Origin of the sequence: Actinoplanes palleronii (assembly GCF_016862315.1) — a bacterium.
In the GTDB taxonomy this organism is placed as follows: Bacteria; Actinomycetota; Actinomycetes; order Mycobacteriales; family Micromonosporaceae; genus Actinoplanes; species Actinoplanes palleronii.
In genome coordinates this window covers 22,189-34,044 of sequence record NZ_BOMS01000031.1, presented here as the reverse complement: position 1 = coordinate 34,044, position 11,856 = coordinate 22,189, and the positions used below count along the sequence as shown (strand labels likewise).

The following is an 11,856-nucleotide window of genomic DNA, read 5'->3' as shown; positions in this document are numbered from 1 at the left end:
CCGATCACCCGCCCCGCCGGGTCCGGGCGACACGCAGCAGGATCGGGCCGGCCAGCGCGGCTAGCAGTCCGGCGGCCAGCGCCGCGACCAGCCCGTACCGGACGTTGCCGAGCGGGCTGCCGGGGGTCGGGTCGGCCTGCGCGACCGGGACGGCGGAGCCCATGCCGGTCGGGGTCGCGGCGGGCACGTCCGGGGGTGTGGCGGTTCCGGTGGCCGGCGCGGTGGCGGGCGCGGTGGTCGCGGTGCCGGACCCGGAGCCCGATCCCGAGCCGCCGGTCGAGCCGCCGCCGCCCGAGGAGCCGCCGGTCGTCGTGGGCGTGGGGGTCACCGCCGTGACCGGTTTGCCGGCCGTCTTCTCGATCGTGGTCGCGGCGGCCCTGGTCCGGGCGCGCAGGGCGGCCGGCAGCGGCGCGTATCCGTACGGCAGGGTGCCAGGTTTGACGCCCGGTGTCTGCCCGTCGCCGGCCGCGTAGCGCAGCAGCGCCGCGTACACCGGGCCGAGCTCCTCGTCGATCTCCTTGGGCGCGGTGGCCGCGTAGATCACCGAGGTCAGCGGGTACGCCCCGGCCGAGGTGCTGGCCGGGTTCGGCGTCAGGACACTGCCGACGGCCGTGGACGGCTTCATCGCCGCCACCCCGGCCAGCAGGCTCGCCGTGGTGGGCGCGACGAAGGCGCCGGACGCGTTGCGCAGCTGGACCAGCGGCATCCCGTACCGCTGGGCGGTGGCGACGTCGGTCACCGCGAGCACCGCCCGTTTGCCCTGCGGCTGCGGGTTGCCCTTCTTCCAGCCGATCACCGCGCCGGTGCTGTCGAACGCGGTGGCGTTGCGGACCAGGGTGTCACCACGGGCTGCGGACCGGGCCGCGTCGTGCATGTTGTTCGCGTACGGGTGCATGTCGAGCGTGCACCAGTCCACGTCCTTCTGCGCGTCGTTGCGCAGCTTGGTGCAGTACAGGTCGCTCTTCGGGAAGCTGTCCTCCGGCCAGGTCAGGGTCGGGTAGACCGGGTTGACGGCCATCCCCCACGGGTCCGGCGTACCGGTCAGGAACGCCTTTGCCTCCGGGTCGGACAGCACCCACTCCCAGAGCTGGGTGGCCATGTCGGTCTGTCCGACTCCGATCAGCGCGTCCCCGATCGCCAGCGGCAGCTGCGCGCCGGTCGCGGCGTTCTCCGGGTCGTCCGGCGCCCAGTCCGGGTTCAGTTCGCGGAACTCCGGGTCGTAGCTGATCGTCTCCGGGTTCTTCAGCACCGACTCGCGCTTCGGGTCGGCGCCGGACCGGTACGACTGGCTCAGCAGCTTGGCCACCAGCCGTGGAGTGAGCTTTAGGGTGGGCACCCGTTTGCCCTCGTTCAGCTGCTCCTCGGCGGTCGCGCCGAGCCCGGACTGCCAGTCCAGGTTGACCGCGATGGCCAGCCCGGATACCGCGACCGGGGCGTAGACAACGGTCCGCTCCGGATCCGGTGCGGCCGGCCGGTTGACGAAGACCAGGCCCGGGTCGATACCGGCCAGGCGGTCACGGGCCTGCGCGTCGGTGGTCTGGGTCCAGCCGAAGATCCGGTCGGAGTGGCTCGCGCAGAGCGCCGGCTGCCAGCGGATCATCGCCTCGGTCATCGCCTCCGCGCCGACCGCGCGCTTCTCCGCGCCGCCGATCGGGCAGACCCGGCCCAGCGGCTGGAACTTCATCGGTACGACCAGCCGGTTCGCCCAGTTCGTCGCACTCAGCGGCGACGAGTCCAGTGCGTGGTGCGGTTTCGCGTCACCGGTGGTGCCGTCCACCTCGGACTCCCCGCGCGGCACGATCACCAGCCAGCAGGCCCGCCCGGTGCCGTTGGCGAGCTGTGTCCCGCAGCCCAGCCCGGGCGCCTCGGAGGCCGTCTGCACCTCGAAGAACTCCTCGCCCCGGCCGTCCGCGCCGGTCCGGGCGTAGGGCATCTCGTTGGTGGTGGCCGAGTCGAAGTACTCGCCGCCGGCCGGGCCGGGCACCGCCTTGCCCTCGACCGGGGTGAACGGCACGTAGACCGGGTCGTTGGACGGCAACGGCTTGGCCGTCTCCAGCGGGTCGCGCAGCCCGGTGCACTTTCCGGCCTGCTCGTCCGCCGGTGCGCAGTAGGACGCGTAGTTCAGCCGCCGGCTGCCGGTGTAGAGCCCGCCCCGGTTGTCGGTGAAGAGCGCGCCGAACTGGCATTGCTCCCGGGTCGGCCCGCCGGCGGCGTTCCCCCAGCACTGCATGATCTGCAGGTAGTCCTGGTAGGCGGCGATGTCCCCGGTCGGCCGGCCGCCTGTCCAGGAGACGGTCACCACCTGGTTGATCAGGTTGCTGGTCTGGCTGACGGTCACCTTCAGGTCGCCGAACACCCCGCGGCCCGAGACCGTCACCGCGGAACTGTCCGCCGCTGCCGCCGGACCGACCGGAGCACAAACCATCATCAGTACGACGGTGAGCACCGCCGCGGCCGCACGCCGGATCATCGTTTGCCGCCCCGCTGGAGCATCCGGGCGATCAGCGGCGGGCCGACGGTCAGACCGACCAGCAGGGCGCAGGCCACCGCGATCAGCACGGTCCGCAGCGTGGAGTCGATCTGGACACCGACCGGCACCGGGACGGCCAGCGCCGAGTCCACGCCGGTGCCACCACCGGAGCCACCGACCGCCAGCCCGGTGTCCGGGTCGACCGCGCCGCCACCGCCGGTCACGCCGCCGTTGGACGTGTTCCCGCCGGTGCCACCGGCCGCGGCTCCGGTGCCGGTCTTCGTGCCGGTCCCGGTCTTGCCCCCGGTCCCGGTGCCGCTGCCACTCCCACTGCCGGTGCCACTGCCGCTGCTGCTGCCCGTACCGGTGCCGGTCTTGCCGCCGCCGCTGGTCGGTGTCTGCGCGGTGGCCCCGCCGGTGCCGGTGGTGCACTGGGTCGGACCGACCTTGTCGCAGGCCTGCGGGTACGGCGCGTTCTTCGCCAAGGTGTTCGAGCCGTCCTTGGAGAACGTCGGGTTGTGGCAGCCGGACAGGTTGATGTCCTTCACGGTCACCCCGGGCACCTTCCGGATCTGCTCCATCCCGGCCTCGACCAGGTTCTTCGGCAGCGGCGAGTAGCCGAGCTCGTCGGCCTGCTGCTGGCCTTCGCAGAGGAAGTAGTAGGCGAACGCGCCGAGCGTCTGCCCCTTGGTCGTGGTGAACCGGTCGGTCTGCACCGTGGGCACCAGCATGTAGCTGTAGCTGGACAGGGGGTACGTCCGCGGGTCGTCGTAGGCGTAGACCCCGTTCAGGTCCTGGGTCAGGTAGTCGGTCGAGCTCTCGTTGTTGTTGATCTTCGCGGCGAGCAGGGCCACCGCCACCGACTTCGCGGTCGGCTCGACGTAGAAGTCCTTGGCGTTCCGGATCTTCGCGACCGGGAAGCGGGCGTTCCGGGCGTACGAGTACTCGACGTAGGTGATCGCGCCGACGCTGGACTTCTGCGCCACGTACCCGGAGACGTTCTGCGAGCCGCTCTGCGCGGTCATCGCGCTGCCCGGGATCGTCGGGTAGAGCGAGGTCACCCCGCACGGCGTGGCCCGGCCGGCCTTCGCGCAGTACGCGTCCCAGAGTGCCGGGTAGCGCGCCTTCATCCACGTGGTGAGCTGGGCGGTCGTACCCGAGCCGTCGGAACGCACCACCGGCACGATCTTGCGGGCCGGCAGCGCCAGGCCGGGGTTGTCCGCCTTGATCACCGGGTCGTTCCAGTAGGTGATCGCGTTGGTGAAGATCTTGGCGACGGTGTCACCGGAGAGCCGAAGGTTGGTGACCCGCTTCCCGCCGACCTCCAGGTTGTACATGAACGCGGTGCCACCGGCCACGATCGGCATGTAGGCGTACTTGAACTTGGGCTTGGCCTCGGAGGCACCGGCGTCGTCCTTGCCGTACGCGATCTCCGAGATGCCGAAGTCGAGCAAGCCGCTGGCGAACTGGTTGCGCCCGGCCGTGGAGCCGTTGGCGGTGAAGTTCACCGTGATCCCGTACTGCTTCACATTGGACGCCCACTGGTCGATCGCGTTGCTGCTCCAGGTCGAGCCGGCCCCGGTGATCGGCACGTAGACGACCGCGGCAGCCGGCAGGGCGCCGGCCAGTTGTGCGGCAGCGGTGAGCGCCAGCACCGCCAGCACCGCGGACACCGCACGGAACGCGCGCCTCAACATGGTCACTGCACCTCTTCTGTCACTGCGATGGGAGTCGTCGGCGGAGTCCGCCGCTGGTAGCGGGCCAGATCCCGGGCCGAGGCGCGGGCCCGGGCCCGCCGCTGCCGGGCGGTGAGGTCCTGCGGGCCACGGCCGCCGATCAGCCGGGCGATCAGGAAGAGCAGCAGCACCAGCAGGAGCAGCAGGGCGGCAGTGCCGAACCCGCGGGCCACCATGCTGGACTGCGGCGATTTGATCAACATGAACGTGGCCAGCGGAAGCGAGACCTGCGGGTCGTGGAACGCGTCGGCGTTGATCGCCTTGTTGAAACCGGCGGTCAGCAGGACCGGCGAGGTCTCACCGATGCCCCGGGCGGTGCCCAGGATGACCGCCGTCGCCAGACCCGGGCGGGCGGTCGGCAGGATCACGTGCCAGGCGGTCCGCCAGCGGCTCGCGCCCAGCGCCAGCGACGCCTCCTTGAGGTTGCCGGGCACCAGCCGCAGCACCACGTCGGCGGCGCGCACCATGATCGGCAGCATCATCACGCCGATCGCCAGCGAGGCGGCCAGTCCGGACTGCTCGAAGTGCAGCATGAGCAGGACCGTCGCGTAGATGAAGAGTCCCGCGACGATCGACGGGAGCGCGGTCATCGCCTCCACCACGGTCCGCACCAGCCGGGGGAACGGGCCCCGCATCTCGGCCAGGAACACCGCGCAGAGCATCCCGGTCGGGATGGTGATCAGCAGCGCCAGGCCGATCTGCTCCAGCGAGCCGATCAGCGCGTGCACCGCGCCGCCCTCCGACAGCGGGTCCAGCGGGCCGGTCACCCCCAGGTCCTCGACGTAGAAGTTCGGGTGCACCAGCGCGGCGAACCCGCGCATGATGGTGAACCCGACGACGAAGACCAGCGCGGACAGCAGCAGGATCGCGATGCCGTGCACCACCACCGAGACCAGCCGGTCCCGTACCGCCGGACCGTCCCGATCGAGCCAGACCAGCGCGGCAAAGAGCCCGAGGAAGGCGAGGAACCAGCACACCATGAACCCGAGCACGCCGGTGAACGGTGCGATCCAGTAGAAGACCAGGGCGGTCAGGCAGAACGCGGCGACCGCGGCGCCCAGCGCGGACAGCACGTCCTCCTGGCGCAGGGTGGCGGTGTTGCGGCGCGGCTCCGGCATCACGAGTCGCTTTCCGCGCCGGAGCGACTCCGGGCCACGATCATCGCGGCGCCGAAGTTCACCACCAGCGTCATCAGGAAGAGCGCCACGCCGGCGGCCATCAGCGCGGAGAGCGCGACCTCGCCGGCCTCGCCGTACCGGAGGGCGATCAGGGCGGAGACCGAGTTGGCGCCGTTCTGCAGGACGTGCGGCTGGATCACGAAGACCGGCGAGATGATCAGGTAGACGGCGATCGTCTCGCCCAGCGCCCGGCCGAGCCCGAGCATGGTGCCGCCGATCATGCCGCCCCGCCCGAACGGCAGCACCACCGAGCGGATCATGCCCCAGCGGGTGGCGCCCAGCGCGTACGCGCCCTCCCGCTCGCCGATCGGCGCCTGAGTGAACGCCTCGCGCATGATCGAGCAGATCACCGGCGCGATCATCAGGGCGACCACGATCCCGGCGATGAACGTCGAGGACGTGTAGACCGTCTCGGTGGCCAGCGGGTCCCGCGGATCCGCGCCGGTCACCTCCAGCAGCGGGATCCAGGAGAGGTACGTGGCGAGCCAGCGGGCCAGGCCGATCACGTGACCCTGGAGGAAGGCGAAACCCCAGAGGCCGTACACCACGCTGGGCACCGCGGCCATCAGGTCGACCAGGCCGACCAGGATGCGGCGCAGGCCACGCGGGGCGTACTCGGAGACGTACAGCGCCATCCCGGTGGCCAGCGGGACCGCGATCAGGATCGCCACTCCGGCGATCAGCACCGTGCCGACGAGCACGGCCGCGATGCCGAACCGGCCGGACTCCGGCTCCCAGGCCTCGGTGGTCAGGAACGACCAGCCGGCCAGCTTCAGCGCCGGACCCGCCTTCTGGAACAGGAAGACGCCGACCAGGGTCATCAGCACCAGCACCAGGCCGCCGCCGAGCCGGAGCACGACCCGGTAGAACCGGTCGACGCCGCCGGACGGCCGGACCCGGCGCCGCTGTTCCGGCGCCTCGGCCGTCACCGCCGGCATCACCAGGGTGTCGGTCATGACCACGTCCGTGGTCGCTGGAGGCCGAGTTCGAGCAGTTCGGCCTCGGGCAGCAGGCTCAGCATCACCGACGCGGACCGCTCGGCCTGCAACCGGCGGTGGTAGTCGCGGCTGGCGACCACCACCACGGTGTCGCCGGTCAGCAGCCGCCAGCGCCAGGCGGTCGCGCTGGACCGGACCAGGGCGACCCGCATCTGCCCGGCCTGCTCCCGCGCCAGGTGCGCGGCGCTCCGGCAGGAAGCCAGATCCGGGTACGACGTGTACGAACGTCCCAGGTCACGATTGTTGGTGGTCAAGAGCCGCCAGCCGACCCCGTTGTGAGACCGGACCGGTAGGAATCCGAAACGCGCCGCAGCCACAGTTCCGCCTGCCTGAGAAAAGGGGACACGCGGAACCGAGAGAGAACGTCACGCGTGCGAAGCACACGGTGAAGAGCCTCTGTACACAGCCGACACACAACCGGTTAACAGGAGACGCAGCGGAAGAGTCGGAGGACGCCGAAGCGCCCGCAACGGCCGCAAGTAACGCATTACCAATACGGTCGCCGAGCTACGGACTGCCGATAAAGAATCGTAAATAAGCCGAAGGGTGGATAGACGTAAAGGCCGTTCAGCGGAGCAGGTCGAGTGCTCCCTGACGCATCAGCGCGGCCGCCACCGAGGTGCCGAGCGTTGTCGGGTCGGTCGCCCACTCGTGCACGTCGAGCACGGTCTTGCCGTCCAGCGACGCGACCCGGGCGCGCAGGCTGATCCGGCCGTCAGGCTCGGTCCGCGCGTACCCACCGATCGGCGAGTCGCAGGAGCCCTGCAGGATGTGCAGCATGGTCCGCTCGGCGAGCGTCTCCCGGCGGGCCGCGTCGTCGCCGAGCGTGGCGACCAGGTCCCGGATCTCGACGTCGTCCTCCCGGCACTGCAGGACCAGCGTCCCCGAGCCGACCGCCGGCACCATGACGTCGACGTCGAACATCTGCGTGATCCGGTGCGGCTGGCCGATCCGGCCCAGCCCGGAGACCGCGAGCATCAGCGCGTCGTACTCCCCCGCGTCGAGCTTGGCCAGCCGGGTGTTGGCGTTGCCGCGGATCGGCACGGGCGTCAGCTCCGGCCAGTGCAGCGCGAGCTGGGCGACCCGGCGCACCGCCGAGGTGCCGATCCGGGCGCCGGGCGGCAGCTCCTCGACCCGGGTGCCGGCCGGGTGCACCAGGCAGTCCCGGACGTCGTCGCGCCGCAGGTAGGCGGCCATCACCGTGCCGGCCGGCGTCGGCCGGTCACCGGGAACGTCCTTGACGCAGTGCACCACCACGTCGACGTCCCCGGCGAGCAGCGCCGCGTCGACCTCCTTGGTGAACGCGCCCTTGCCGCCGAGGTCGGCGAGCCGCCCCTGCCACCGGTCCCCGGAGGTGGTCATCGACACGACCTCGACGGAAACCCGCGGATGCCGATCGGCCAGCATCTTCCGCACACGTTCAACCTGAGCGAGCGCCATCGGCGAGTTGCGCGTGCCGACGCGCAGGATGCGGGAACCGGGCATGGCGGACAGCCTATCGCTGGGGGCGGGCGACCGGGCCGCAGCATGGGGCCGGCGCCACCAGCGGGCGCCCGGCCGAGTGCCGCCGGGGCACAGCTGCCCCTCGCCGGCTCCAGGCGGTTCTCATCGGCATGCCGCGCCCGGAGCGCCGAGAAGGGGTTCGCCAGCCGAGTCCCGACAGGTCGCGGATGATATGAGTCACATGTTCACTCGGCAAGGGGTAGCAGCGCACAGCCACCCGAACGCTACCGATCTTCAACTGTTGCGCTGTCACAATCGGTCGAGTCGCCGTGACTCCACGCAGCCCCGGGGCCGTAGCTTGTCCCCTACAACCTGTAAGTCTTCGCAGGTGGAGCGTTTCCAGGGCAGCGCGGCGTTGACGTTCCATGCTGCCCAGAAAGTGGGCGATAATGACATCAGGGGCCCGCCAACATCAACGTGGGCGGCCGGTCGGCGCCGCCGTGCGGCTACTGCTGCCACTGGTTATGACCATGTCGGTGGCCGTGCTGTTCTCCATGGTGTTGCAGTCGACCGAGGAGCAGTCCTCGTTCGCCACGCTGGAACGGGCCGGCGTCCGGTACATCCAGGCGCTGGGCCCGCTGGAGATCGCGTTGACGAACGCCGAGTCGATCGCTGCCAACGGCGGTGCTGCGAAACCCGAGGCACTCGCCCAGGCGGTCAGCGTCGTCGCCCTCGCCGACAGCGGACTCCGCGACCAGTTGGGCACCCAGGACCGGTGGGAGGGGCTCCGCGCCAAGATCGAGTCTCTGCCCGTCAGTGGCAACGACGCGGCGGTCACCGCCGCCTACGGCAGCGCCAATGACCTGCTGCTGGCGCTGATCGAGCGAGTGCGCAACAACTCCAAACTGATCCGTGACCCGGTGGCGGACACCTACTACCTGGAAGACGGCGCGGCTCAGGAACTCCCGGAGGCCATCATCGCGGCCTCCCGGTACACGAACCTGCTGGCTGGCGTGCCCGGACTGTCCGCCGCCGACCGGGCCAAGGCAGCAGTCGACATCAATGCCGCGGGCTCCGACCTGGCGGGCAACGCGCGTGACCTCTCCGACGACGTCCGGCTCGCCGTGGAAGGCAGCGACAGCAAGGACCTCGGCAGCGCGCTGCTCAGCAAGCTCGACCGCTTCAATCGTTCGATCGACACTCTGCTGCCCCTGATGTCACCGGTGCTGGCCGGGAAGGGCGGCGTCAACGCGGACCGGACCATCGCGGCGCGCGACGAGATGCAGGTCGCCGCCGCAGACCTCTCCGCGGCGCTGCTCTCCCAGATCGACATCGCCCTCCGGGACCGCCTCTCGTCGCTCAGCCAGCGCCGCCTGCTGGCGGTCGGAATCCTGGTGGTGTCGGTACTGCTGGCACTCGTACCGGCCGGGATGGCTCTGGCGGCTCGGCGACGCAGGGATTCGAGGAGACCTCCGCAGGGTCCTGGCCCGCAGGTGCCGGAGTACCTGCCGGTCACGACGGCGGCCGGGAGCCCGGCGGGCCCGGCGCGGGCACCGTGGCACGAGCCCAGGCCGCAGCACCCGTCCGATGCCGAGCACTCACGAAGGGAACGATTCGGTGTTCCTCAGTAGGCTCCGGATCCGCGGCAAGCTGACGCTGCTGGTAGTCATTCCGCTGCTGGCGATGGCCGGCCTGGCCCTGCCGATCATCCGTAGCCTGGTCAACGACGCCGGCCAGGCGCGCGAGATCGACGTCGCCACGACCGTGGCCGGACGGGTCGGCTCACTGCTGGCGGACCTGCAACGCGAACGGCTGCTCTCGATCGGTTACCTGCTCGGCGTCGTGACCAAGGACGATCTCGAGTTGCAGAGCGCGGCGACCACCGATCGCGCCCACGACGTGCAGCAGGAACTAGGCAGCACCCTGCCGTCCCAGGTACGTGCCGAGATCGGCGGGGTGGCGAAGCTGAACCCGCTACGGCAACGAGTGCTGTCCAGGACCACGACGCCCGATCAGGTCCTCGACGAGTTCACCCCCCTGCTGGACGACATGATCGATTCTCTCCGGCTGCCCGAGTACGCCGACTCCGGAACCGACGCCGGACGGCAACTCAACGCGCTGGACGCACTGCTGCGCCTGGACGAATCGAACACCGAGAGCACCGCACTGCTCGCCGTCATGGCCGGCGGCAAGGTGAAGGACCACTCCGTCCGCTACCGCGAGGAGCGCACGGAGTACGAGACCTATCTCGACCGGTTCGACGAATTCGCCACCTCGAGCGAACGTGACCTGTACAGCCTGGTGGCTGCCGCCTTCCGGGACCGCCTCGGCAAGGACTTCGACGCCAAGTTCGTGGCCAATCCGACCACGACGATGGCGGCGCTGCCGGTCGCCACGCTGTTCCCGGCGCTCAGGTCGTTCAGTGTTCTCGGCACCTTCGTCAAGAAGGGTCTCGTCGACGACGTCACCTCGTCGGTCGCCCGGCAACGGCAGCAGCAGCTCACCGCCGCGTACGGGGCCGGTGCTCTCGTGGTCATGGTCCTGCTGATCGTCCTGATCCTGGTGGCGGTCGTGGCCCGGGCGGTGGCCGTGCCGTTGACCCAGCTCAGCCTGGCGGCTGCCCGGGTGGCGGAAGCAGGCGAGACGGAACTCCAGCGGGTCGCCGACGACGAGAGCGAAACCGTCGAGCCGGTGTATTTCGAAGATCTCGACATGAACTCCCACGACGAGATCGGCGATCTGGCGCGCGTTTTCGAACGCGTACAGAACACCGCGTCACTGCTCGTCGAACGGCAGGTACTCAGCAGGCGCAACGTCGCGGAGATGTTCGGCCACATCGGCCGGCGCACCCAGAACCTGGTCGGTGGGCAGGTGAGCCTGATCGACGAGTTGGAGAACGAGGAGACCAGCCCGGAACGCCTGGCCAAGTTGTACCGGCTCGACCACATCGCCAATCGCCTGCGCCGTAGCGCCGACAGCCTCGTCGTGATCTCCGGAGCCGACCGGGAGGAGATCCATCGTTCACCGGTCCGGCTCGTCGACGTGGCGCGTCTCGCCCTCGCCGAGATCGAGGAGTACAACCGCGTCGACGTGGACATCCCCCTCGGGCTGTCGATGGCACCGGCCCTCGTCAGCGACCTGGTGCTGATCTGCGGTGAGCTGCTGGAGAACGCCACCAACTTCTCGCCCCCGCACACCCGGGTCCGGGTCAGTGCCCGGACGATGCCCGGCGGTGTCCGGCTGATCGTCGCCGATCACGGCATCGGCATGCCCGGCGAGCGACTCGCCGAGGAGAACGCCCGCATCGCCCGCCGGGAACGGCTCGACCTCGTACCGACCCAGGTGCTCGGACTGTTCGTGGTCGGTCGCCTGGCCCGGCGGCACAACCTGACCGTCGCCTTGTCACAGACTCCCGGTGGAGGGGTCACGGTCGAGGTGAGCATCGGCGACGCCCTGCTCGCCGGGGAGCCGGCCGTCGTGTCCACGGCACCGGTCGCGCCCGCTGCCGTACCGGAGCCGAGGCAGATCACCGTCGCATGGGCGCCGCCGGCCTGGGGCGACACCGGGCCTGCCGCGGTCGCGCCGGCCCCGGACCGGTCATCGCTCGAGCCGGTGCCCCGGCACCCCGTGGAGAAGCAGTCCGACGTCCGGGAGGCGATGAACCGCGTCCAGCACGTGATGAGGGATCAACACCCCTGGAACGGCTTCGAGGTGACCCACGGCTTGCCCGGATCGCCGCCCCCACCTCCTGAGATGCCGACCCGGATACCCGTCCGCCGGGAGACACCGGTCGCCGGGCAGCCGCACAGCCCGGTGCGCGCCGCGGTGCCCGCCACCGCCGCACCCACCTCGATGTCCGGCCTGCGTCAGCGGGTGCCCGGGGCTCAACTGCCGGAGGTGACGAAGCCGTCGGTGTCGGATCACGTGCCGGTCGTCGCCGACGCGATAGCGGCGAGGGCCTTCGCGGAGGCGTTCGAGTACGGCGTGACACGGGCGCTTCACGACACCTCACCCGACAACCGACAGTGACG

8 protein-coding genes are annotated in these 11,856 nt (G+C 70.6%); 2 read left to right on the top strand and 6 right to left on the bottom strand.

Translation table 11 applies throughout. The features are described from left to right. Nucleotides 1-4: 4 nt before the first annotated feature. From Apa02nite_RS11555 to hemC, 6 genes are all read right to left on the bottom strand, one after another. Entirely contained in the window at nucleotides 5-2,470 is a 2,466-nt protein-coding gene (locus Apa02nite_RS11555; RefSeq protein WP_203825044.1) for a hypothetical protein, read from the bottom strand. After that, complete coding sequence (locus tag Apa02nite_RS11550; protein WP_203825133.1) at nucleotides 2,467-4,167, bottom strand: phosphate ABC transporter substrate-binding protein PstS; 1,701 nt, start codon at nucleotides 4,165-4,167, stop codon at nucleotides 2,467-2,469. Before Apa02nite_RS11550 ends, Apa02nite_RS11555 begins: the two co-directional genes overlap by 4 nt. A 2-nt stretch (nucleotides 4,168-4,169) precedes the next feature. Beyond that, complete coding sequence (pstA, locus tag Apa02nite_RS11545; protein WP_203825043.1) at nucleotides 4,170-5,324, bottom strand: phosphate ABC transporter permease PstA; 1,155 nt, start codon at nucleotides 5,322-5,324, stop codon at nucleotides 4,170-4,172. Further along, complete coding sequence (gene pstC / locus Apa02nite_RS11540; protein WP_239164257.1) at nucleotides 5,324-6,340, bottom strand: phosphate ABC transporter permease subunit PstC; 1,017 nt, start codon at nucleotides 6,338-6,340, stop codon at nucleotides 5,324-5,326. The genes pstA and pstC overlap by 1 nt, the downstream gene beginning before the upstream one ends. Next, a complete protein-coding gene (locus Apa02nite_RS11535; protein WP_203825042.1) occupies nucleotides 6,337-6,636 on the bottom strand; it encodes a hypothetical protein in 300 nt (99 codons plus the stop codon). Before Apa02nite_RS11535 ends, pstC begins: the two co-directional genes overlap by 4 nt. A gap of 313 nt (nucleotides 6,637-6,949) precedes the next feature. Further along, nucleotides 6,950-7,867, bottom strand: a complete 918-nt coding sequence (gene hemC, locus Apa02nite_RS11530; RefSeq protein ID WP_203825041.1) for a hydroxymethylbilane synthase — start codon at nucleotides 7,865-7,867, stop codon at nucleotides 6,950-6,952. 488 nt (nucleotides 7,868-8,355) lie between these two features. On the opposite strand from hemC, the gene Apa02nite_RS11525 reads away from it, so the two are divergent. Together Apa02nite_RS11525 and Apa02nite_RS11520 are read left to right on the top strand one after the other, a co-directional pair. Further along, the gene (locus Apa02nite_RS11525; RefSeq protein WP_203825040.1) at nucleotides 8,356-9,456 is read left to right on the top strand and encodes a hypothetical protein; all 1,101 of its coding nucleotides are present in this window, start codon (nucleotides 8,356-8,358) and stop codon (nucleotides 9,454-9,456) included. Then, nucleotides 9,443-11,854 carry a sensor histidine kinase gene (locus Apa02nite_RS11520; RefSeq protein ID WP_203825039.1) on the top strand — a complete coding sequence of 804 codons (2,412 nt, stop codon included), beginning with the start codon at nucleotides 9,443-9,445 and terminating at the stop codon, nucleotides 11,852-11,854. Before Apa02nite_RS11525 ends, Apa02nite_RS11520 begins: the two co-directional genes overlap by 14 nt. Nucleotides 11,855-11,856 lie beyond the last annotated feature (2 nt).